This is a genomic window from Cognatundibacterium rugosum (genome assembly GCF_014284365.1).
Lineage (GTDB): Bacteria > Pseudomonadota > Gammaproteobacteria > Burkholderiales > Burkholderiaceae_D > Undibacterium > Undibacterium rugosum.
Map to the genome: position 1 here is coordinate 132,640 of NZ_JACOGG010000011.1, position 21,080 is coordinate 153,719.

Consider the following 21,080-nt stretch of genomic DNA (forward strand, 5'->3'; position numbering starts at 1 on the left):
TCGTGTTACCTTTTTTCACCCTAGATAAAACATGACTTTGCTTAAACGCCTCCGCGCCTTTCTGAGTAAAAAAGAGAGCCACAGCTCTTTCGTTGACCCCGTATCGAGTCAGCGTGAAAAGGAAATGCAACTGGCCATAGGCCTGATTGAGGAAGGAAATGCGCTCGAAGAGCAGGGTAAGTCTGATCTGGCCTTACAGAAGTACCGCCAGGCAAGCAGTACAGACTCGCAATCGGCACGCGCCCATCTGAATATAGGTAATATTCACACTTCCGTAGGTCGCTTTAATGATGCCTTGCGCGAATACCGTACGGCGATTTCTAAGCAGGCAGATTATGTTGGCGCGCATTTCAATCTGGGACGTACCTATATGCTCGCGGCTCAGCCGGAAGCGGCGCAAACTGCGTTCCAGACCGCGCTGGCGCTGGATCCTTCATTTGTTCATGCCTATATCGCGCTCGGAAATGTGCAGGCTGAACTGGGTAAAACAGAGGCGTCTGTCGCCAGTTATGAAAAAGCACTGACGCTGACGCCGGGTAATCCTGAGATTTACCGTAATCTGGCGCTCACTTATTCTGAGCAAAGGGCGCATGCCAAGGCGATAGAGAAATTTGAGTGCATATTGGAGATGGACCCGGCATCTGAATTAGCTCACCAGGGTTTGATCACAGTTTATCAGCGCATGGGGGCCTTAGATAAAGTACTGGAAGTATGTCGCCACGCGTTGCAACAAAGCCCAGATTCAGTGCCTGTCTACACGCAACTGTTATTCCAGCTATCTCACGATGTGCATACCAGTCCGCAAGACTTGTTTGCGCAACACAAAGAATTTGCGACTAAATTTGAATTGCCATTACATTCTGCGCGCTATCAGCATGAGCCTGCAGGCTCAGCCGACAAGCAACTGCGCGTGGGTATCGTCAGTGCGGATTTACGTGGGCATGCGGTTACGTCTTTTATAGAGCCTTTATTGAGCGCTTTGGCAGTTGTTCCGGATGTGGAACTACATATTTTCTATAATTTCCCGGAAGAAGATGAGGCAAGTGCACGTTTGCGTACTTTCTTACCACTTTGGAAAAACGTAGCTGCTTTGACCGACGAGCAGTTTGCTCAAGTGGTGGTAGACGATGAGATTGATATCCTGATTGATTTGTCTGGTCATACGCAATGGCATCGCCTGTTATCGTTTGCACGCCGTCCGGCACCGGTGCAAGTCAGCTGGCTCGGTTATCCGGGAACAACTGGATTGCAAGAGATGGATTACTTCATCGCAGACCATCACTTTTTGCCTTACCCCGAGTTTGATGCATGCTTCACTGAAAAACTCGTTCGTTTGCCGATTACCACGACTTTTCTGCCGTTTGAAGCGGCACCGGATGTATCACCATCGCCTTTATTGCAACGCGCGTATCTGACTTTTGGCAGTTTTAATCGTGCTAATAAAATTAGCCGCGAAGTGGTGGCTTTATGGGCCCAGGTACTACGCGAGATACCTGATGCACGTATGAAGCTGGCAGGTTTGCCTGGGCTGATGGATTACCAATTTTTGATTAACTGGTTTCAGGAAGAGGGTATTTCTGCAGACAGACTGGATTTTTATACCCGCACCTATATGGAAGATTATCTGGCTTCGCACAAAGAAGTCGATGTCTGCCTGGACACCTTCCCGTACACCGGTGGTACGACGACTAACCATGCGATGTGGATGGGGGTGCCTACGTTAACCCTGACCGGAAAAACAGCGCCGGGACGGCAGTCTGCTGCCAACTTGCTGCACGTTGGTATTGCCGAGCATTTCGTTGCAGACTCAGAGCAGGATTTCGTAGCAAAAGCAGTCTGGCTCAATGAAAACCGCAGCTATCTGACTGAATTACGGATGCAATTGCGCGCGCGGTTTGCACAATCCGGATTTTTACAGCCAGAGCAAGTCGCGCATGCATTGTATGCTGCCTTGCGCCAGATGTGGGGTGTCCGCTGCCAGGGTGAGCCTGCACGGCCGTTCGAGGTATTGCGGCAGGAGGAGGGCTATGTTTGCCTTCCACTGGAAGAAAGCTCAACATGAGCAAAGAGTCGGTATATGTGACGCGCCCCAGTCTGCCACCGCTGGCAGATATGCTGCCCTATCTGGAAAAAATCTGGCAAACCGGCATCCTGACCAATGGTGGCCCTATGCACCAGGAGTTAGAGCTGGCATTGGCACGTTATTTAAACGTACCTTATATTTCCTTGTTTTCAAATGCAACCATCGCTCTGATCACTGCATTCAAAGCGTTGCATTTAAGTGGTGAAGTCATCACAACGCCATATTCATTTGTCGCGACTTCGCATGCATTGATGTGGAATCAGATTACTCCTGTGTTTGTCGATATTGACCCGCTCACTTTGAATCTGAATCCTGATCTGATAGAGGCGGCTATCACTGACAAGACCACTGCGATTTTACCTGTGCACTGCTATGGCATACCCTGCAATATAGAGGCGATACAGGCGATAGCAGATAAACACGGTTTAAAAGTTATCTATGATGCTGCACACGCATTTTCTGTGCGTCAGGGTCAGCGCAGCATACTGAGTGCCGGTGACCTGTCTGTCTTAAGTTTTCATGCGACTAAAGTGTTTAATACCTTCGAGGGTGGCGCCATCGTCTCACCGGATGAGGCAAGCAAACGGCATATCGATCACTTAAAGAATTTTGGTTTTGTCGATGAAGTCAGTGTGGTCGAAATTGGCATCAACGGGAAAATGAATGAATTTCAGGCGGCTGTAGGTTTGCTGCAGTTACAGCGTGTCGACGCAGCGATACAGAGTCGTGCCGAAATAGATCGCTATTACCGCGAACAACTGGCGAACGTGAAAGGGATATCTTTTTTGCATACGCCGGCTGACTGGAGTTCCAATTTTTCTTATTTTCCGATAGAAATTGGCAGTGAATTTCCTGTGTCGCGCGACGCGCTGTATCACCACTTTAAACAGCATGATATCCATCCCAGACGCTATTTTTATCCATTGATACCAGAATTTGAAATGTACCGGCATCTGGCTTCCGCCAATATTGCGAACCTGCCTGAAGCTAAAAAAGTCTCAGAACGTGTTTTATGTTTGCCGATTTATCCCGACATGCCGCGTGAAGTGCAGCAAAAAATCGTCAGTCTGATTCTGGCGCTGGCGCAGGGAGCTGAGGCATGAAAGCATATGCCAGCATACAGGCGCTTGCTTATGCATTGCCTGAACAGATTTTAGACAATGCCGAGCTGGCACAGATATTCCCTGAGTGGACTGCCGAGAAGATTTTTGAAAAAACCGGTATCCGTCAGCGCCATATCGCAGCAGTTGGAGAGACTGCAGCTGACCTGGCTGTACAGGCAGCAAAGAAGCTATTTGCTGAACCAGACATTTCCCCGGCCAGCATCGACTATTTACTGTTTTGTACCCAGACGCCGGATTACCTGCTACCCAGCTCGGCCTGCCTGATTCATCAGCAATTGGGTCTGACTTCTGCTTGTCCCGCGCTGGATTTGAATATGGGCTGCTCAGGCTATGTCTATGGTTTGTCCGTCGCGAAAGCCCTGGTCGAGTCAGGCATGGCGAACAATGTTTTACTGCTGACGGGTGACACCTATACCAAGTTAATTGCAGAAAATGACCGCAGTGTACGGCCTTTGTTTGGCGATGCTGCAACCGCTACGCTGATTCAGGCAAAACCGGGTGAGCTGGCAGCGATATCTGCTTTTAACATGGGTACCGATGGCAGTGGCTATGAGCATTTGATTGTGCCGCAAAGCGGCTGTCGCTCTATGGGCTGCGAGGATGCAGCTGTATTTACCGATCATGCAGGCAATGTCAGGGATGCGTCCAGACTGTATATGAACGGCCCTGAAATATTGAAATTCACGCTGCAAAAAATTCCCGGACTATGTAACGAGACCCTGGAGCTGGGCGGCTTGGGCTGGGATAGCATCGATATGCTGATACTGCATCAGGCTAATCGCTTTTTGCTGGAAGCACTCAGGAAGAAAATCGGTATTGCTACAGGTCGTTTTTTAATCGAACTGGAACATGTGGGAAATACGGTTTCCTCATCAATTCCGCTGGCGCTGGCCATCAGCATAGAAAAAGGTTGGAATGCGCAGCATAAGACAGTGTTACTGGCCGGTTTTGGCGTAGGTTATTCCTGGGGCGCTTGTATAATCCGGTTCGATCAAAAACTTATCGTAAAAAGTTAAAGAATTTATTTTCAGGAGTAAGGTATGCAAGAATTTTTTGAAGGTATGGCGGAGATTCTGGAACTGGACAGCGCGCAGATACAGCCGGATCTGAGTCTGCAGGATTATGCCTGGGATTCGCTGGCGGTAGTATCGACGATGGCGCTGGTTGATGATGTGTACTCCGTGATGCTGGATGGTCAGGCGCTGGCAAAATGCACTACTGTTGCTGACATTCTGGCGCTGATAGACGCGGCGAAGAAAGACTGATATGAGTGCCACTGATGCGCAGACCGGCTTGCAGATTCGCGTAGATCACGTTGCTATCCGCGGTGTGGTCAGTGCTGTTCCTCAGCAAACTTGTACGAATCAGGATTTCGCAGACCGCTTTGATACGCAGGTGATTGATGAGATCACCAAGATGACTGGTGTCGAGCGCAGGCATATTGCGGGCCCCAATCAGACCACGGCCGATCTGGCGGAAGCTGCGGCAAGTCGCTTATTGAGTCAATTGGCCTGGTCAGCTGAGAGTGTGGATGCGGTCATTTTTGTATCGCAAACACCGGATTTTCGTTTGCCGGCGACTGCCTGCACCTTGCAGCACAGGCTGGGCTTATCTAAGAATTGTGCAGCACTGGACGTTAACCTGGGTTGCTCCGGTTATGTGTATGGCTTGTGGCTTGCTTCACGCTTAATTGATGGTCTTGCTGTCAAACGTGTGTTGCTGTTGGCCGGAGACACCTCCAGCAAGCTGGTTAATACGGAGGACCGGGCGACTGCTCTATTGTTCGGCGATGCCGGAACTGCGACTGCGCTGGAGTATAACGAGCAAGCTCAACCCGCGTATTACGTGATTGGCACGGATGGTGGCGGTGCACGTCATCTGATGGTGCCACGCAGCCCGGTACGTGCAGAACAACAAGAGGATGCACGTCTTAGTCAGCTGAATCCCGACTATTTGTATATGGATGGCGCGCAAGTATTTAACTTCACCATCAGCAGCGTACCGGCATTAGTCAGACAGTTGCTGAGTTTTTCAGGGCAAACGTTGGAAAGTACTGAGCATTTCCTGTTTCATCAGGCAAATGCCTTCATGCTGAGGCACATCGCAAAAAAACTCAAAATTCCTGCAGACCAGTTTTCCTTGAATTTACAGCGCTTCGGTAACACTTCCAGCGCTTCTATTCCCTTACTATTGACCGATATCAGTCGCCAAACCGCCTTACGTGAACGCGTTGTGATGGCTGGTTTTGGCGTTGGTTATTCCTGGGCTGCGGTCAGTTGCGATCTCAGTCTGTTGCAGGTGACGGACTTAATTGAAGTTGAATCATGATATTTAATGAAAACGCTTTGCAGGGACAGCACATACTGGTCACAGGTGCTTCATCAGGAATTGGACGCGCAGCTGCGATTGCCATGGCGTCTTGCGGTGCCAGATTATGTCTGAGTGCACGCGATGCGGCGAGACTGGACGAAACCCTGCAAGCTTTAGCCGGATCAGGGCATTACTGCGTACCAGCTGAGTTGGATGGCAGTGATCACATCGTTGAGCTGATACAGAAAACGGCACAGTTACATGGCCCGTTTAGTGGCATGTTCCATGCGGCCGGTATCAGCATGTTACGTCCCGCAAAACTGTCGAAGGAAAAGCAGTTTGATGAAATATATGCTTCCAGTGTGAAGTCGGCGATGGCATTGGCGCGCGCGGCGTCGCTGCGCGGTGTGATGGAAGACGGCAGTGCTATCGTGATGATGTCATCCGTGGCCGCAACGCGCGGCCAGGCTGGTATGGCGCTGTATTCGTCGGCGAAAGCGGCAATAGAAGGCCTGGTGCGCTCACTTGCTGTTGAGTTTGCCCCACGTCGCATTCGTGTGAATGCGATAGCTGCCGGTGCGGTGGAAACAGCGATGCATGCACAGCTGACTCATACACTGGGTGAGCAATCCTTATCCGCGTATGAGCAAAAGCATTTGCTGGGATTCGGCACTGTGGACGACATTGCCAGCGCCGTAATCTATCTGATGGCAGAGTCCGGACGCTGGATGACAGGCACCAGCTTGTCTGTCGATGGCGGTTATTCAGTAAGGTAAAAGATGACTCTCCCAACTCAACTCATACTGGCTGGTGCCGGAGGCATGGGCCAGGAACTACTGGCGCTGCTGGCGCCGGATATTGCTAGTGGACGTGTTGTTATCCGTGGCATCATTGATGACACGATAGCGCCCACCGCCTGTTTTTCAGCCGATTTTCCTTACTCGGTACTTGGTGGAATTGCTGGTTTTCAGCCTGAAGCTGAAGACCGTGTTCTGCTTGCGATAGGCGAGCCACAGGCCAGGATGACGGTGGCACATGCACTCAAAAAACAGGGCGCATGTTTTTACACCTACATCCATGCAAATGTGGTGGTTGCACCCAATGCCAGCATAGGTGAAGGCGTAGTGATTTATCCGTTCTGCCTGATTTCAGCCAATACCCGGCTTGCGGATTTTGTCGTGATTAACACCCATTCCGGAGCAGGACATGATGTGGAAATCGGTGAGTCCAGCGTCATTTGTGCACATGTGGATCTGACCGGGCATGTGAAGATAGGCAGCGCGGTACTGGTCGGCTCGCATGCTTCTGTATTGCCGTCGGTGGTTGTGGGCGATGGCGCCAGGATAGGTGCGGGTGCCATCGTGGTCCGGCGCGTGCGCGAGCACACTACCGTTTATGCGCAGCCCGCCAGGACACTGACATGATGAATAAAAAATTACGGGACCATTACTGGCACTTGTTATGCCATCGTTCCGAATTGCCGCAGCCAGGAGATTTTCTGCGCCTACAATGGTTGGGACAGGATATCGTCGCAGCCAACGATGCGGGCGAAATCATTGTTTTCGATAATTTGTGTCCGCACCGTGGCGCGCGGTTTTTTGACGCCGAATACGGCAATGCTCCTATCAGTTGTGCCTATCATGGCTGGACATTTCAAGCCGGAACCTTGCTGATACCGAGTCGCGAAAAATACCAGGCCTGTGAATTAAGCAAAGTCAGCATGGGTATGCTGAAGACAGAATGGTGTGGTGATTTTTTGTTCGCCTCAGTGAAGCCAGCGCAGACGCTGGACATGCAATTAGGAGAGTTGTCGCAACAACTCGCATCCATTTCCATGGATATTAACGGACGTGCTGACTGGAATGCCTATACCTACGAGTGCGATTGGAAAATCGCCATTGAAAATGGTCTGGATTCGCTGCATACGCCCTACGTCCATACTGACACCTTGGGGCGCTTAAGCTTGTCTGATCCTGACAATGTCTATATCGCAGACAATTCAACAGCGTCTTTTCAGATTACTGATGCGTCTGTGGCTAAGAAACTCAGGTCAGCTGCGCGCTTATTTTCTCGAACTGAGCCTATAGACGGATACATCAGTATTTATCTGTTCCCATTCACGATGCTGACGTCTACCTGTGGCCTTTCGTATTCGCTGCAGAATTTTTTCCCCTCTGCGCAAGAACAAAAAACCCATTTTTACAGCCGCTTATTGAAAACTTCGTTAAGAGCAGGTGTGCCAGCCGTCAGCATGGATCATTTTTTCCTATCCACTGCTGAGGTCAACCGTCAGGTTTTCCGTGAAGATCATCACATTTGCAGCCGTATCCCCATACAGGGCTATGACTGGAATGATGTCAGCCGTTTATCTGTGGATGAAGAAAAAATTATTCATTTCAGAAAAAGCCTGCAGCGCGTAGCCAGTGCAGGTGATGTTTAAGCTCTCCAGCTTGTCAGCTGTCCAGTCGTGGCATCGCTTGAAACGGATAGCTGGACTTGAGTGACTGGACCTTGCCTTTGCGCAGACGCACAGCGGCTGTAATACCCGGCAGTTCCAGCCATAAATCACTGGCCTCGTCTTCTTCTATCCAGTGCATCAATGCTTCAGTGCTGAGTGCCTGAGCCTGTTGATCGCGGATACGATCGAGGCAGTCTGCGATGTCTCTGTCATCGAGCAGGCATAAGTTGTGTTCACTGATAAAAAACAGCCGGCCAGTTTCGTCCATCACTGCCTCATGTAGCTGATTCACAACTGTGCCTGTATGTAGTTGCAGATGGCTTGGTGAGAGAGTGCAGATATAAGGCGCTGCTTCCAGATCGACATAGACCCGTTGTGGTCCATTCTGGAAATACCAGCGACCGTTCTCATCATGGGTGTAATTACGTTGTATGAAGCTGATCAGACTGGGGTGACGAATGATATCGCCGGGCAGGCCGAGTGCCTGACAGCGCTCATCGCGCATGCGCCACTGGCCGCGTGCATCGAGTGCCAGCCAGCCAAAACAATGGGGTACATTGGGCCATTTGGTCATGGCTGCTTTGACTATCTCATCCATCATTCACCTGTTTCTGTATGCGCCTTGCTATGGCATGTGCTGTTACGCTTTGAGCTTGTATATCCGTCTGAACGCTTATACAAACTGTTCAAAATAGCCCAGAATTTTTTGCGGCAGCCAGTCCAGCTTACCGGGGAAGCCACCCGTCGCAAAGCCCACATGGCCGCCATGTTGCGGGTAGTCCAGTGTGACACAAGGCGCGGCCTGGCGGGGTAAATGCTGGCCTGGCAGGAAAGGATCATTCCTGGCATTCAGTACCAGCGCAGGAATGCGGATATCGTTCAGTATCCAGCGGGCACTGGCGCGATGCCAGTAATCGTCGGTATCCCGATAACCGTGCAGAGGCGCCGTGACCACGTTGTCGAACTCGTACAGATTTTGCGCTGCCAGCATGCGCTGTTGATCAAACAGACCAGGGAACTGTCTGAGCTTTTCCAGACATTTGGGTTTCAGGGTTTTCAGGAACATGCGGGTGTACAGCATGTTCAGTCCGCCAGACAAAGCAGCGCCACCCTGCGCCAGATCCAGCGGCGCAGAGACTGCGCATACCGCATCGGCCAGACTGGCCTGATGCTGGGATTCACCGGTCCAGCGTAATAAGGCGTTGCCACCCAGCGACACACCGGCTGCAAAAAAACGCGCTGTCGTATACCGAGTCCGCCAGTGCTGATGCAGACGGCGCAGTATCCAGTTGATTTCATTGGAGTCGCCAGAATGGTAGAAGCGCGGCGCCTGATTGAGTTCGCCTGAGCAGCCGCGGAAATGTGGAATCACGCCCGACCAGCCACGCTGCTGCAGCGCATACATCAGCGCCTGGGCATAATGACTCTGGCTTGATCCTTCCAGTCCATGGAACAGTACCACGCAAGGCTGACCCGGCTGGCCATCGAGAAAATCCACATCGATAAAATCCTGATCCGGTGTTTGCCAGCGTTCGCGCCTTAACGCGACTGCAGGACGCGGGATCCACAGCGCTGGCAGTATGGTTTGCAGATGGCCGCCGGGCAGCCATGCAGGAGCTTGATAATTCATGGTTTAGTGCAAGGTACTGGCTTTGAACAGATCCAGTGGTGCTTTGCCTGCTGCAACGGAAGAGTGATGCATGGTGATACGCCATCCTTGCGGTGTTTTCATGTACACATTGGTCGCCAGGATGTGGATATCGGCCAGTTGTTCATTTGGGCGCTGTATCTGCTCGATCACACTGTGCACAGCGGTCAGCATATTATGTGTCGCATGAATTTGATGCGCCTGTACCTGTACACCGCCTCGTTCAAAAATCGCTTCCCATGAGGCCCTGATCGCGGCGTGTCCAATCAGGCGTGGTGCGCCGGGATGGATGCAGACGATTTCTTCATCCTCTGCCCACAGTGCCATCATGGTGTCGAGGTCAGCACGGCTCAGGGCATCGTAAAAGGCAGCTTCGGTCTCTTCCGGGCTGCCGTTCATTTGCTTTTTAGCTGGCATATTCTGATCCGGGTTCGGACAGGCCGGATTAATGCGCTTTGAGTACAGTGCCGGGTGCCAGTTTGTATTTGGTGCCGCAATAAGAGCAGGTTGCTTCGCCACCGTGAGACAGATCCAGAAACACACGTGGGTGTGAGGACCACAATGGCATGGCTGGATTCGGACAATGTGCAGGCAGGTCTTTGGCTTGCAGTTCAACGACATTGTTCGCAGTATTTGGGGTGGACATAAGCGCTCCGTTGTAAGTGTCATCAGTCAGCTGACCGGCAGGGTCAGCGTTAAGCCGCGATTTTAACGGATTTGCGCCACTTCGGTCAGCGTTCTGCGCTGATTTTCATTCGCGGCTAGAATACCGGGCTGCTTGCGCGTGTTGGGGTGCTTTATCGCTAAGCCCGACTGCCACGACTGATCAGACTCGGTATTCAGTGTCTGCGCGGGCGGCGCTGTCGTCCGACAACGTAGCGATATCAACGCGCGCTGCTTGCCCGACGCAGCATACGTGGAACAATTTTTCTTAAAGTCAGAACGATGACATCGATTAAAACAAATCAGGATGCCTGGAAAGAGGCGCTGCAAGCCGGTGCGCCCACCTGGTTCGGTATCGCTGCCTGGGGTTTAGTGGTTGGGGTAGCCATGATTAAAGCGGGTCTCAGCACATCGCAGGCGCTAGGTATGACCTTGCTGGTATTTGCCGGTTCAGCACAACTGGCATCCTTGCCTTTGCTGGCTGCACATGCGCCGCTGTGGGTGATTTTTGCGACTGCGCTGGCAGTAAACCTGCGCTTTGTGATTTTTTCCGCGATACTCGCGCCGCATTTTGCTCATCTGCCGTTGCGTACCCGCGCCTGGCTGGGGTATACCTCAGGCGACTTGTCGGTCAGCCTGTTTTTACAGAAATACCCTGAGCTCAGCGATGCCAAAGGGAAGCTGACTTATCTGAAGGGCTTGATTTTCCCTAACTGGCTGTCCTGGCAGGCCGGTTCCATTATCGGGATTCTGGCAGGCAGTCAGGTGCCGGAATCCTGGGGGCTGGGTTTCGCCGGTACGTTAGCGATACTTTGTGTCATGCTGCCCCTGATACTCAACCGTGCTGCGACCGTGGGGGTGCTGGTATCCGGTGTCGCAGCACTCGCGACCTTTGCTTGGCCTTATAAGCTGGGCTTACTGTTTTCTGTTGTAGTTGGGATGGCAGCCGCGATGTTGTTTGAAGAATACTGTACGCCTTCGCGTGCCGCCGGGGAGCAGCGCGATGCGTGATCTCGATGTCTGGCTGACGATTGCTTTGTTAGTACTCGCTACCTTTATTGCGCGCAGTGGTTTTTGGCTGGTCGGCAGCCGGGTGCAATTGCCTAAGCGGGTGCAGGATGGCTTGCGTTACGCACCCGCCTGCGCACTGGCTGCGCTGATATTCCCGGATTTACTGATGTTGCAAGGTCAGTTGGCAATCAGCTGGAATCAGCCCAGATTAGTGGCCGGCTTGCTGGCAACCGCCTTTTTTCTGGTCAGGCGCAATATGCTGCACACTATCCTGTTTGGGATGGCCGTGTTCACTTACCTCAGGCTGGGGCAATAGGTTGGTGCAAGCCTGCCTGCGGCCTGCGGGATAAAAGTGGTATCAAACCAAGAAAACGCTATAGCCACGGCTGACGCTTTGGTAAAATAGCGAATTCACTCCAGTTTCTGAGAAAAAACGTGCCGTAATTGCTGAAGTTGCAATGCTTCAGGCTTGCACGACAGCATAGGGTCCAGCCCGTAACGGCGATCTCATTCAGAACGGAGCGCAGATTTCCTCACTTTGATACTGAAAAGACGATGCAATTCAACCGACTCAGCGATCTCATCGCAGCTAATCAGCTCCAGGGCAAGCGCGTATTTATTCGTGCTGATCTCAATGTTCCACAAGATGATGCCGGTCAGATTACCGAAGACACCCGCATCCGCGCCTCTGTACCTGCGATACAGCAGGCTTTGCAAGCCGGTGCTGCCGTGATGGTGACTTCCCATTTGGGGCGTCCGGTTGAAGGCGAATTTAAGCCTGAAGACAGTCTGGCACCAGTCGCACAGCGCCTGTCTGAATTGCTGGGCTTGCCAGTTGCATTGAAACAGAACTGGCTGGACGGCGTCGACGTCGCACCTGGTCAAGTGGTATTGCTGGAGAATTGCCGCGTCAATAAAGGCGAAAAGAAAAATGACGACGCACTGGCGCAGAAAATGGCAGCTTTGTGCGACGTGTATGTGAACGATGCCTTCGGTACTGCGCACCGCGCAGAAGCTACCACCCACGGTATCGCTAAATACGCACCTGTCGTTTGCGCAGGTCCTTTGCTGTCCGCTGAACTCGACGCGCTGGGCAAGGCGCTCGGTCAGCCAGCCCGTCCGCTGGTCGCGATCGTGGCAGGCTCCAAAGTATCCAGCAAACTGACTATCCTTAAATCTCTGGCAGATAAAGTCGATAACCTGATCGTAGGCGGCGGTATCGCCAATACCTTCATGCTGGCATCCGGTTTGAAAATCGGTAAGTCGCTGGCGGAAGCGGATTTGGTCGAAGAAGCTAAGGCGATTATCGATATGATGGCTAAGCGCGGTGCTTCGGTACCGATTCCTACTGACGTGGTATGCGCCAAAGAGTTTGCCCCGACCGCGGTGGCAACAGTGAAAGCCGTGGCTGACGTGGCTGATGATGACATGATCCTCGATATTGGCCCTGAAACGGCTGCCAAGCTGGCGGAACAGATACGTCGGTCCGGTACTATCGTCTGGAATGGCCCGGTCGGTGTGTTTGAATTTGACCAGTTTGGCCAGGGCACTCAAGTGCTGGCGAATGCAATTGCCGACTCTTCCGGTTTCTCTATCGCCGGTGGCGGCGATACGCTGGCAGCGATTGCTAAGTACCAGATCGCTGATCGCGTTGGCTATATCTCTACTGGTGGCGGCGCTTTCCTGGAATTCCTGGAAGGTAAAACTCTGCCTGCAGTAGACATTCTGTTGCAGCGCGCCGCAGGCTGATTGTCATGGTGGACTGTGGGCTAGCTGGCCGCTTGTCTGCTTTCCATCTGGGTTTTGCCTCATATGCACAAGCCGGTATCGTTTTTAATGCGGTGCCGGTCAAAATATAAGACACGTTATCAGCGTGCAGTTTGTCAGCGAGTGATTGGTAATCGCTACGATATGTAATCGCATTATTCGTCAATACTAAAAACTGAATTTTTTACTCAGGAGACCCGATGTCACGTGCTACCAAAATCGTTGCTACGATAGGACCTGCTTCCAATGATCCGGATACGTTAAAACGTATGATCAAAGCTGGCGTGAACGTCGTGCGGCTGAATTTTTCACATGGTAAGGCACAGGATCATATCGACCGTGCGACCATGGTGCGCCAGGCTGCGACTGAGTGTGGACGCGAAATTGCGATTATGGCCGATTTACAAGGGCCGAAAATTCGTATCGGTAAGTTTGAGCATTCTAAAATTCAGATTGCGAATGGCGATAAATTTATTCTGGATGCAGATTGCACCTTAGGCAATCAGGAGCGGGTCGGGCTGGATTACAAAGCCTTGCCGCGCGACGTCAAACCTGACGATGTTTTGCTGCTCAACGATGGCCTGATCGTTTTGATCGTTGAGAAAATTATAGGCAATGAAATTCACACCATCGTTAAAATCGGTGGTGAATTGTCGAACAATAAGGGTATTAACCGTCAGGGCGGCGGCCTGACGGCACCGGCGCTGACGGCTAAAGACATGGAAGACATCAAGACGGCGATGTCATTTCAGGCGGATTACATTGCGGTGTCTTTTCCAAAAAATGCCACTGATATGGAAATGGCACGTCAGTTGTCGAATATCGCTGGCGAGCCGTATAACCACAAGCCGATGATGATCGCCAAGATAGAGCGTGCTGAAGCGATTCCGGTGTTGCAGGAAATTCTGGATGCATCGGATGGCATCATGGTGGCGCGTGGTGACCTGGCGGTTGAGGTCGGGAATGCAGCGGTGCCTGCGCTGCAAAAGCGCATGATTAATATGGCACGCGCCTCGAATAAGCTGGCGATCACAGCGACCCAGATGATGGAGTCCATGATCGTCAATGCAGTGCCTACCCGTGCTGAAGTATCCGACGTGGCGAATGCGGTGTTGGATGGCACAGATGCGGTGATGGCATCGGCTGAAACAGCGTCCGGCAAATATCCGGTAGAAACCGTGGAAACCATGTCGGCGATTTGTCTGGAAGCTGAAAAATTTCAGGAATCCAAGCTGGATGCGGATTTCATGAATCTGACCTTTACCCGCATCGACCAGTCAATTGCTTACGGTGCGTTGTTCACGGCCCATCATTTACGGGTAAAAGCGATCGTTGCGCTGACTGAGTCCGGTTCTACTGCGCTGTGGATGAGCCGTCACAGCATAGACGTACCCCTGTTTGCGCTGACGCCAAGTATTGCAACTCAGCGTAAAGCTGCCTTGTACCGTAACGTGCGTACTTTCGCCTTACCGTCTTCCACGGATCGTGATGCAGTCTTAAATGCGGCAGAAACGGTTTTGTTGGACAAGGGTGTCGTCAGCAAAGGTGACATGATTGTGGTGACCTGGGGTGAGCCTATGGGCCAGGTCGGTGGTACCAATGCACTTAAAATTGTGAAAGTGGGTGGCTGAGCGGCGTCTGCCATTCAGCATAGAAAAGGACAGAATTTGTAGTACTCAGCGCGATCAAATCGCTGCGGACAAGGTGCCCTGTAGCGGGCCGCCATCGCTGTGGTATCCGTTTCGCTGAAGAAGTTTTGCTTGTTGCGTTGCTGCGTCAGATGTACCGGAAATCATGCCGGGTGTGGACCACAAGCAGTATCGTTTTTTTTATCGACCTTCTGGAGTTTATTATGCCTCTCGTTTCCATGCGTCAACTGCTGGATCATGCTGCCGAAAACGGTTATGGTCTGCCTGCGTTTAACGTCAACAATCTGGAACAAGTTACTGCGATTATGCAGGCTGCGGACGAAGTCGGCGCACCTGTGATCATGCAAGCTTCGGCTGGTGCGCGTAAGTACGCTGGTGAAGCCTTCCTGCGCCATTTGATCGAAGCTGCGGTTGAAGCCTATCCACATATTCCTGTTGTCATGCATCAGGATCATGGTCAGTCGCCTGCAGTGTGTATGGCAGCGATCAAATCCGGCTTTACTTCTGTGATGATGGATGGCTCGCTGATGGAAGACGGTAAATCTGTCGCCAGCTACGAATACAATGTGGAAGTATCACGCAAAGTGGTGGAATTTTCGCACGCGATTGGTGTGACGGTTGAAGCGGAACTCGGTGTGTTGGGCTCGCTGGAAACCATGATGGGCGATAAGGAAGATGGTCATGGTGCGGACGGTAAAATGACCCGTGAACAATTGCTGACAGACGTGAATCAGGCGGCAGACTTTGTAAAAGCCACCCAGTGTGACGCGCTCGCAATTGCGATCGGTACTTCACACGGCGCGTACAAGTTCTCCCGTAAACCTACCGGCGATATCCTGGCGATAGACCGTATCAAGGAAATCCACGCACGTATTCCTAACACCCACCTGGTTATGCATGGTTCTTCTTCCGTGCCTCAGGAACTGCTGGAAGAGATCCGTCAGTTCGGTGGCGACATGAAAGAAACCTATGGCGTACCAGTTGAAGAAATCGTCACTGGTATTAAGCATGGCGTACGCAAGATCAATATCGATACCGATATCCGTCTGGCGATGACAGGTGCAATCCGTCGCTTCATGTTTGAAAATCCGGGCAAATTTGATCCGCGTGACTACCTGAAGCCAGCACGCGAAGCAGCTAAGCTGGTGTGCAAAGCACGTTACCTGTCTTTCGGTTGCGAAGGTCAGGCTGCCAAGATCAAGCCGATGGCACTCGAAAAAGTCGCAGAGCAATACAAAAAAGGCGCGTTGTCGCAGATCGTCAACTAAGCTGAAGTAGTCACCAGGGCGCAGATAATGCGCCCTGCGCATTTTTACTGATTCAGAATCGGGGCCACTGGATGGTCTGGCAGAGCACAGTGTGAATCTGCCTTCGGTCTGAATCACAGACAGTCACAAACTGCAGTATCCAAAGTATCGAAATCACCATGACAACCCAAATCAATTCCACTCTCCATTCCCTGCCATTGCTCGGTCGCGGTAAAGTCCGTGATAACTACGCAGTCGGCGACGACAAATTATTGATCGTGACCAGCGATCGTCTGTCGGCTTTCGACGTGATTATGAACGAGCCTATTCCTGAAAAAGGCCGCGTGCTGAATCAGATGGCAAATTTCTGGTTTGAAAAGCTTGGCCATATCGTGCCAAATCACTTAACTGGTATTGCTCCTGAGTCCGTGGTGGCAACCGATGAAGTGGAGCAGGTACGTGGCCGTGCCGTGGTCGCAAAACGCCTGCAGCCTATTATGGTGGAAGCAGTGGTGCGTGGTTATATCATCGGTTCCGGCTGGAAGGATTATCAGGAAACCGGCGCGGTCTGCGGCATCACGCTGCCTGCCGGTTTGCCTCAAGCAGCGAAACTGCCTGCACCTATTTTTACACCGGCTGCCAAAGCAGAAATGGGTGAGCACGATGAAAACATCAGCTTTGCTGAGATGGAGCAAAGAATCGGTGCTGAGCTGGCGGCGAAAATCCGCGACATCAGTATCCAGCTCTACACTGAAGCATCTGAGTATGCAGCGACACGTGGCATACTCATCGCCGATACCAAATTTGAATTCGGTCTGGATGAACATGGTGTACTGCATCTGATGGATGAAGTGCTGACTGCCGATTCTTCACGCTTCTGGCCTGCGGATTCCTACGCGACCGGTATCTCTCCGCCTTCGTTTGACAAACAGTTTGTGCGCGATTATCTGGAAACCATCACCAGTTGGAATAAGACCGCGCCGGCACCGGCCTTGCCTCAGGATGTGATTGCCAACACCTCGGCCAAGTATCAGGAAGCGCTGCAGCGTCTGACTGGTGAAACCTTGAAGGCCTAATCATGACTCAGGAAAAAAAAGTGCAGGTCGGCGTGGTGATGGGTTCTTCGTCTGACTGGGATGTGATGCAACATGCCGTCGCTGTTCTGAAGGAATTTGACATCGGCTTTGAAGCGCAGGTCGTGTCTGCTCACCGTATGCCAGATGAGATGTTCCGCTATGCTGAGACAGCGCGTGAACGCGGCATACGTGGCATTATCGCCGGTGCCGGCGGTGCGGCCCATTTGCCAGGCATGATCGCAGCGAAAACGATCGTACCGGTGTTTGGCGTACCGGTGCCATCCAAGTATCTGCGTGGAGAAGATTCGCTGTTGTCTATCGTGCAGATGCCTAAGGGCATACCGGTTGCGACCTTTGCGATTGGTGAAGCCGGTGCGGCCAATGCGGCGCTGGCAGCGGTCGCGATGCTGGCTACCACGGATGCAGCATTGGCAGAAAAATTAGAGGCTTTCCGGGTACGTCAGACCCAGGTCGCACGCGACATGGTATTGCCGGTTTGACGCTGATTAAAGCGGCGGGATGCAGGCTGCAGCTTCGCTTAACCTGCATTCTTGAGCGCCTTAGCTTGCGCTACAGTGTAGTGTGCCTGTCCCGCTTTGCCTGATACTCCCCGGAGTATGTTCAAAGCCGGATCGCTCATGCGATCACAGGTCAGATTTTTTAACTATGAGGGGGAGTATCTTCCTCAGGGCTGATGCAGGATGGTTCTGGCACGGTAGGCGAGGATGGCAGCTCTTGGTTGCCAGTATTCGCCCGCCAGCTTCAGGGCCGGTATTGCGTCTTTCCTATTCCTTTGCATTTTCAGTAAGACATCATGAATATCGACAAACAAGATCAGCCGCGCCAGCCGCTGTTACCGAATACTGCAGCAAGCCGTCTTGGCATACTGGGTGGCGGTCAGTTGGGCCGTATGTTTGCTCACGCGGCTCAGGCAATGGGTTATCAGGTTGCTGTGCTGGAGCCCGAAGCGGCTTGTCCTGCAGCGCAAGTGGCAGAACACCATGTGCAATTGGCGTATGACGATGAACAAGGTCTGGCCTTGTTGTCCAGGCTTGCGCCGCGTGTCACCACCGAATTTGAAAATGTACCGGCCGACAGTCTGAAACTGCTGGCGACTGGCGGCTTCGTCGCACCTGCCGCAGCCTGTGTGTCTATCGCGCAGGACCGTCTGGCGGAAAAGCATTTCTTCACCCGCTGTGGCTTGCATACCGGTGTGTATCCGGCGCCGCACTGGGGTATCGCTTCTGAAGAAGACCTGAAGAGTGTGAACGACGATTTGTTGCCCGGCATACTGAAAACAACACGCATGGGCTATGACGGCAAAGGCCAGGTGCGGGTGCGTAATCGCGAAGAATTGCATACCGCGTATGCATTGATGCAAGGCCATTGCGTACTCGAAAAAATGTTGCCGCTTGCGTACGAAGTTTCCGTGTTGGTTGCACGTGGTGTCGATGGAGAGGCAGTGGTCTATCCTATCGCTGAAAATGTACACCGCGATGGCATCTTGTTCACGACACTCGCGCCTAGCCCGAATGTGTCACCGGAAGTCGCACGTCAGGCACAGAAGGCAGCATTGGATATCATTGCTGAGCTCGGCTATGTGGGCGTATTGTGTATTGAGTTCTTTGTGCTGACTGATGGCTCTATCGTGGTCAATGAAATGGCACCGCGTCCGCATAACAGCGGCCATTACACCATGGATGCCTGCGATACCAGCCAGTTTGAGCAGCAAGTCCGTGCACTGGCGCAACTGCCACTGGGTAGTGTGCGTCAGCATTCGGCAGCGGCCATGCTAAATATTCTCGGCGATGTCTGGTTTGATGGCGAGCGCCAGCGTGAACCCGCCTGGGATCGGATACTCGCTATCCCTGGTGCGCATCTGCATTTGTATGGCAAAGCCGAAGCACGCCGTGCGCGTAAGATGGGGCACGTCACGTTTGTCGCGTCCAGTATGGAACTGGCCCGTGCCAATCTGCGCAGTGCCTGCGTCATCCTCGGTATCGCCACACCGGAGTCCGCATGAAAGCAGTCGCTTGTACACCTTGCGCGATTGCGGAAGCAGCAGAAGCCTTAGAGAGCGGCCTGCTGGTCGCGTTTCCGACCGAGACCGTGTATGGACTGGGTGCTGATGCCGAAAATCCGGATGCGGTAGCGCGTATTTATGAAGCCAAAGGCCGCCCCTCCAATCATCCTGTGATCGTACATGTAGCGCCCGGTGCGGATATTTCTTATTGGGCACAGCAGATTCCAGAGCAGGCGCAGCAACTGATCGCGGCTTTCTGGCCCGGTCCACTGACCTTGATACTGAAGCGTGCTGCACATATACCGGATGCGGTATCGGGCGGACAGGACACAGTAGGCATACGTTGCCCATCGCACCCGGTGGCGCAGGAATTGCTGCGTGCGTTCAAAGGTGGGCGTGGTGGTCTGGCTGCTCCCTCAGCCAATAAATTCGGTCATGTCAGCCCGACCATGGCTGAACATGTGATGGAGGAATTTACCCAGGAACTGAGTCCAGGTGGCCTGATTGCTGCTGTGCTTGATGGTGGTCAGAGTGAAGTCGGTATTGAGTCGACCATCGTTGATCTGAGCCGGCTGGCTACCCATGGGCCAGTCTTGCTGCGTCCGGGTCATATCAGCGCGGCCCAGTTAGAGCAAGTCATGCAGATGCCGGTCGCCAGTCCTGATGCCGCTGCACCACGGGCTTCCGGTACCCTGGACGCCCATTATGCACCGCATACGCCGGTGGTGCAGATCAGGGCAGATGAGCTGGATCAGGTCGTAACCCAATTGCAGGCACGTGGTAAACAGGTGGCGCTGATGAGTTATCAGGCGCATCCTGCAATACAGACCAGTGCCTGGCGCTATTTGCCCGCAGATCCGGTATCGTACGCGCATGACCTGTATGCCGGTTTGCGTGAGCTCGATCATGCGCAGGCTGACCTGATTCTGGTCGAGGCTTTACCCCAAGACCAGGATTGGCAGGGCGTCAATGACAGATTGCGTCGTGCTGCTTTCGATTCGCGTGATGTACTCGCGCGACTGTTGGGCTAAGCGGACTGTTTATTTGTAAATCAGTTTCATCGCCAGGATGAAGGACGCAAGCATCAGCGTCACGATATTGGCGATGATGACTGGCCAGGCTGACAGCAATATGCCGTAAGTAAGCCACATCAGGATGCCGCCGATGAAAATCACATACATGCTCAGCGAAACGCCTTCTGCGCGTTTGCAGCGCCAGGTCATCCAGGCTTGGGGAACGAAGGCGGTCGTTGTCAGTACGGCTGCGATATAGCCGATAATGTCGGAAGTTTGCATAGGCTTATTACGGCAGGGTCTGAATAAATTGACCCGAATGATAAACCAGCGGGGCTTGCGGGGTAAATTCGCAATGCTCGACTTCCCCGACGAAGATGACATGATCGCCTTCAGGATAGCGGCTGCGGTTATGGCATTCAAACCAGGCGGAGGAACCCTTGAGTATCGGGTGTCCGGTACGCGATAAGCTGAATTCCACGCCCTCAAAGCGATCCGTTTTTTTACTCGCGAACTGTTCTGCCAGCCAGCCCTGTTCTGCTGACAGGATATTCACAACATAATGAGAATTACCGCTGAAAACAGGCATGCTGTTAGCCGCATTACCCAGACTCCAGAGTATCAGGGGCGGGTCCAGTGAAACCGAATTGAAGGAGCTGGCAGTCAGCCCTAGAAACTGACCATCCGCGAGACGGGTCGTGATCACGGTCACTCCGGTCGCAAACTGTGACAGGGCCTGACGGAAATGGCGGGTATCGAATTCGCGCTTTTCAGCGCGCGGAGCGCGGGTGTGCATTGGGAGTCCATGGCTTTTTTGCGACATTATCCCAGATTTCCCCGCATTCGTAGAAGTCGGTGCGGCTTTCCTGTTCTGATGGCAGCACTGTGTTAAACTTGCGCCCTTGACGGATTCCTGATCCGGACTTTAAGTGGTTGATTTGTTTGGTTTTTTTAAACACAGGACTTACGCAAAACCGCCCCGGCTGCGTTATGGCTCCTTGTCGTACT

Annotated in this window: 23 protein-coding genes; 17 read left to right on the top strand and 6 right to left on the bottom strand. The window is 52.6% G+C overall.

The annotated features are described in order from the left end of the window. The first annotated feature begins 31 nt into the window (after positions 1 to 31). From H8K47_RS11790 to H8K47_RS11825, 8 genes are read left to right on the top strand one after another with little or no spacing between them, the layout of a single operon-like run. Positions 32 to 2,062, top strand: coding sequence for an O-linked N-acetylglucosamine transferase, SPINDLY family protein (locus H8K47_RS11790; RefSeq protein ID WP_186881608.1), 2,031 nt, complete (start codon positions 32 to 34; stop codon positions 2,060 to 2,062). Then, a complete protein-coding gene (locus tag H8K47_RS11795) occupies positions 2,059 to 3,186 on the top strand; it encodes a DegT/DnrJ/EryC1/StrS family aminotransferase (protein WP_186881609.1) in 1,128 nt (375 codons plus the stop codon). Before H8K47_RS11790 ends, H8K47_RS11795 begins: the two co-directional genes overlap by 4 nt. Beyond that, positions 3,183 to 4,223 (top strand): 3-oxoacyl-ACP synthase III family protein, encoded by a 1,041-nt coding sequence (locus H8K47_RS11800; protein ID WP_186881610.1) that lies wholly within the window; start codon positions 3,183 to 3,185, stop codon positions 4,221 to 4,223. Before H8K47_RS11795 ends, H8K47_RS11800 begins: the two co-directional genes overlap by 4 nt. A gap of 24 nt (positions 4,224 to 4,247) precedes the next feature. Then, positions 4,248 to 4,472: an acyl carrier protein gene (locus H8K47_RS11805; RefSeq protein ID WP_186881611.1), complete on the top strand. Its 225-nt coding sequence runs from the start codon at positions 4,248 to 4,250 to the stop codon at positions 4,470 to 4,472. A gap of 1 nt (position 4,473) precedes the next feature. Further along, complete coding sequence (locus H8K47_RS11810; protein WP_186881612.1) at positions 4,474 to 5,535, top strand: ketoacyl-ACP synthase III; 1,062 nt, start codon at positions 4,474 to 4,476, stop codon at positions 5,533 to 5,535. Next, positions 5,535 to 6,293 carry an SDR family NAD(P)-dependent oxidoreductase gene (locus H8K47_RS11815; RefSeq protein ID WP_186881643.1) on the top strand — a complete coding sequence of 253 codons (759 nt, stop codon included), beginning with the start codon at positions 5,535 to 5,537 and terminating at the stop codon, positions 6,291 to 6,293. Before H8K47_RS11810 ends, H8K47_RS11815 begins: the two co-directional genes overlap by 1 nt. A 3-nt stretch (positions 6,294 to 6,296) precedes the next feature. Next, the gene (locus H8K47_RS11820; protein ID WP_186881613.1) at positions 6,297 to 6,941 is read left to right on the top strand and encodes a NeuD/PglB/VioB family sugar acetyltransferase; all 645 of its coding nucleotides are present in this window, start codon (positions 6,297 to 6,299) and stop codon (positions 6,939 to 6,941) included. After that, positions 6,938 to 7,957, top strand: a complete 1,020-nt coding sequence (locus tag H8K47_RS11825) for an aromatic ring-hydroxylating oxygenase subunit alpha (protein WP_186881614.1) — start codon at positions 6,938 to 6,940, stop codon at positions 7,955 to 7,957. Before H8K47_RS11820 ends, H8K47_RS11825 begins: the two co-directional genes overlap by 4 nt. A gap of 13 nt (positions 7,958 to 7,970) precedes the next feature. On the opposite strand, the gene H8K47_RS11830 is transcribed toward H8K47_RS11825, so the two are convergent. The 4 genes from H8K47_RS11830 to H8K47_RS11845 form a co-directional block, all read right to left on the bottom strand. After that, entirely contained in the window at positions 7,971 to 8,576 is a 606-nt protein-coding gene (locus H8K47_RS11830; RefSeq protein WP_329604170.1) for a DUF2946 family protein, read from the bottom strand. A 72-nt stretch (positions 8,577 to 8,648) separates the two neighbouring features. Then, positions 8,649 to 9,605, bottom strand: a complete 957-nt coding sequence (locus tag H8K47_RS11835) for a YheT family hydrolase (RefSeq protein WP_186881615.1) — start codon at positions 9,603 to 9,605, stop codon at positions 8,649 to 8,651. A 3-nt stretch (positions 9,606 to 9,608) separates the two neighbouring features. Beyond that, entirely contained in the window at positions 9,609 to 10,040 is a 432-nt protein-coding gene (locus H8K47_RS11840; RefSeq protein WP_186881616.1) for a YybH family protein, read from the bottom strand. A 28-nt stretch (positions 10,041 to 10,068) separates the two neighbouring features. After that, a complete protein-coding gene (locus H8K47_RS11845) occupies positions 10,069 to 10,269 on the bottom strand; it encodes a zinc-finger domain-containing protein (RefSeq protein WP_162020566.1) in 201 nt (66 codons plus the stop codon). Between the two features lie 299 nt (positions 10,270 to 10,568). Here H8K47_RS11845 and H8K47_RS11850 point away from each other — a divergent pair, with 299 nt between their 5' ends. From H8K47_RS11850 to H8K47_RS11890, 9 genes are all read left to right on the top strand, one after another. Further along, on the top strand, positions 10,569 to 11,297 hold the full coding sequence (locus H8K47_RS11850) for an AzlC family ABC transporter permease (protein ID WP_186881617.1): 729 nt from the start codon (positions 10,569 to 10,571) through the stop codon (positions 11,295 to 11,297). After that, positions 11,290 to 11,613, top strand: a complete 324-nt coding sequence (locus H8K47_RS11855) for an AzlD domain-containing protein (RefSeq protein WP_186881618.1) — start codon at positions 11,290 to 11,292, stop codon at positions 11,611 to 11,613. The genes H8K47_RS11850 and H8K47_RS11855 overlap by 8 nt, the downstream gene beginning before the upstream one ends. 239 nt (positions 11,614 to 11,852) lie before the next feature. Continuing rightward, positions 11,853 to 13,046, top strand: a complete 1,194-nt coding sequence (locus H8K47_RS11860; protein WP_186881619.1) for a phosphoglycerate kinase — start codon at positions 11,853 to 11,855, stop codon at positions 13,044 to 13,046. Positions 13,047 to 13,264: 218 nt separating this feature from the next. Next, a complete protein-coding gene (gene pyk / locus H8K47_RS11865) occupies positions 13,265 to 14,695 on the top strand; it encodes a pyruvate kinase (protein ID WP_186881620.1) in 1,431 nt (476 codons plus the stop codon). Positions 14,696 to 14,916: 221 nt separating this feature from the next. Continuing rightward, positions 14,917 to 15,981 (top strand): class II fructose-bisphosphate aldolase, encoded by a 1,065-nt coding sequence (gene fba / locus H8K47_RS11870; protein WP_186881621.1) that lies wholly within the window; start codon positions 14,917 to 14,919, stop codon positions 15,979 to 15,981. A gap of 158 nt (positions 15,982 to 16,139) precedes the next feature. After that, the gene (locus H8K47_RS11875; RefSeq protein WP_186881622.1) at positions 16,140 to 17,036 is read left to right on the top strand and encodes a phosphoribosylaminoimidazolesuccinocarboxamide synthase; all 897 of its coding nucleotides are present in this window, start codon (positions 16,140 to 16,142) and stop codon (positions 17,034 to 17,036) included. Between the two features lie 2 nt (positions 17,037 to 17,038). Next, positions 17,039 to 17,536: a 5-(carboxyamino)imidazole ribonucleotide mutase gene (gene purE / locus H8K47_RS11880; protein ID WP_186881623.1), complete on the top strand. Its 498-nt coding sequence runs from the start codon at positions 17,039 to 17,041 to the stop codon at positions 17,534 to 17,536. A 314-nt stretch (positions 17,537 to 17,850) separates the two neighbouring features. After that, a complete protein-coding gene (locus H8K47_RS11885; protein WP_186881624.1) occupies positions 17,851 to 19,059 on the top strand; it encodes a 5-(carboxyamino)imidazole ribonucleotide synthase in 1,209 nt (402 codons plus the stop codon). Further along, positions 19,056 to 20,090 carry an L-threonylcarbamoyladenylate synthase gene (locus tag H8K47_RS11890; RefSeq protein WP_186881625.1) on the top strand — a complete coding sequence of 345 codons (1,035 nt, stop codon included), beginning with the start codon at positions 19,056 to 19,058 and terminating at the stop codon, positions 20,088 to 20,090. Before H8K47_RS11885 ends, H8K47_RS11890 begins: the two co-directional genes overlap by 4 nt. Before the next feature lie 9 nt (positions 20,091 to 20,099). On the opposite strand, the gene H8K47_RS11895 is transcribed toward H8K47_RS11890, so the two are convergent. Together H8K47_RS11895 and H8K47_RS11900 are read right to left on the bottom strand one after the other, a co-directional pair. After that, a complete protein-coding gene (locus tag H8K47_RS11895; RefSeq protein ID WP_186881626.1) occupies positions 20,100 to 20,354 on the bottom strand; it encodes a SemiSWEET transporter in 255 nt (84 codons plus the stop codon). Positions 20,355 to 20,361: 7 nt separating this feature from the next. Next, on the bottom strand, positions 20,362 to 20,868 hold the full coding sequence (locus tag H8K47_RS11900) for a flavin reductase family protein (protein WP_186881627.1): 507 nt from the start codon (positions 20,866 to 20,868) through the stop codon (positions 20,362 to 20,364). Between the last annotated feature and the right edge of the window lie 212 nt (positions 20,869 to 21,080).

Coding starts and splice junctions, on each gene's coding strand:
- H8K47_RS11830 (WP_329604170.1), bottom strand. CDS start 8,576: ATGATGGATGAGATAGTCAAAGCAGCCATGACCAAATGGCCCAATGTA.
- H8K47_RS11840 (WP_186881616.1), bottom strand. CDS start 10,040: ATGCCAGCTAAAAAGCAAATGAACGGCAGCCCGGAAGAGACCGAAGCT.
- H8K47_RS11790 (WP_186881608.1), top strand. CDS start 32: ATGACTTTGCTTAAACGCCTCCGCGCCTTTCTGAGTAAAAAAGAGAGC.
- H8K47_RS11885 (WP_186881624.1), top strand. CDS start 17,851: ATGAATATCGACAAACAAGATCAGCCGCGCCAGCCGCTGTTACCGAAT.
- H8K47_RS11800 (WP_186881610.1), top strand. CDS start 3,183: ATGAAAGCATATGCCAGCATACAGGCGCTTGCTTATGCATTGCCTGAA.
- H8K47_RS11855 (WP_186881618.1), top strand. CDS start 11,290: ATGCGTGATCTCGATGTCTGGCTGACGATTGCTTTGTTAGTACTCGCT.
- H8K47_RS11850 (WP_186881617.1), top strand. CDS start 10,569: ATGACATCGATTAAAACAAATCAGGATGCCTGGAAAGAGGCGCTGCAA.
- H8K47_RS11805 (WP_186881611.1), top strand. CDS start 4,248: ATGCAAGAATTTTTTGAAGGTATGGCGGAGATTCTGGAACTGGACAGC.
- H8K47_RS11835 (WP_186881615.1), bottom strand. CDS start 9,605: ATGAATTATCAAGCTCCTGCATGGCTGCCCGGCGGCCATCTGCAAACC.
- H8K47_RS11900 (WP_186881627.1), bottom strand. CDS start 20,868: ATGCACACCCGCGCTCCGCGCGCTGAAAAGCGCGAATTCGATACCCGC.
- H8K47_RS11795 (WP_186881609.1), top strand. CDS start 2,059: ATGAGCAAAGAGTCGGTATATGTGACGCGCCCCAGTCTGCCACCGCTG.
- H8K47_RS11890 (WP_186881625.1), top strand. CDS start 19,056: ATGAAAGCAGTCGCTTGTACACCTTGCGCGATTGCGGAAGCAGCAGAA.
- H8K47_RS11860 (WP_186881619.1), top strand. CDS start 11,853: ATGCAATTCAACCGACTCAGCGATCTCATCGCAGCTAATCAGCTCCAG.
- H8K47_RS11825 (WP_186881614.1), top strand. CDS start 6,938: ATGATGAATAAAAAATTACGGGACCATTACTGGCACTTGTTATGCCAT.
- purE (WP_186881623.1), top strand. CDS start 17,039: ATGACTCAGGAAAAAAAAGTGCAGGTCGGCGTGGTGATGGGTTCTTCG.
- H8K47_RS11845 (WP_162020566.1), bottom strand. CDS start 10,269: ATGTCCACCCCAAATACTGCGAACAATGTCGTTGAACTGCAAGCCAAA.
- H8K47_RS11810 (WP_186881612.1), top strand. CDS start 4,474: ATGAGTGCCACTGATGCGCAGACCGGCTTGCAGATTCGCGTAGATCAC.
- H8K47_RS11820 (WP_186881613.1), top strand. CDS start 6,297: ATGACTCTCCCAACTCAACTCATACTGGCTGGTGCCGGAGGCATGGGC.
- fba (WP_186881621.1), top strand. CDS start 14,917: ATGCCTCTCGTTTCCATGCGTCAACTGCTGGATCATGCTGCCGAAAAC.
- pyk (WP_186881620.1), top strand. CDS start 13,265: ATGTCACGTGCTACCAAAATCGTTGCTACGATAGGACCTGCTTCCAAT.
- H8K47_RS11895 (WP_186881626.1), bottom strand. CDS start 20,354: ATGCAAACTTCCGACATTATCGGCTATATCGCAGCCGTACTGACAACG.
- H8K47_RS11875 (WP_186881622.1), top strand. CDS start 16,140: ATGACAACCCAAATCAATTCCACTCTCCATTCCCTGCCATTGCTCGGT.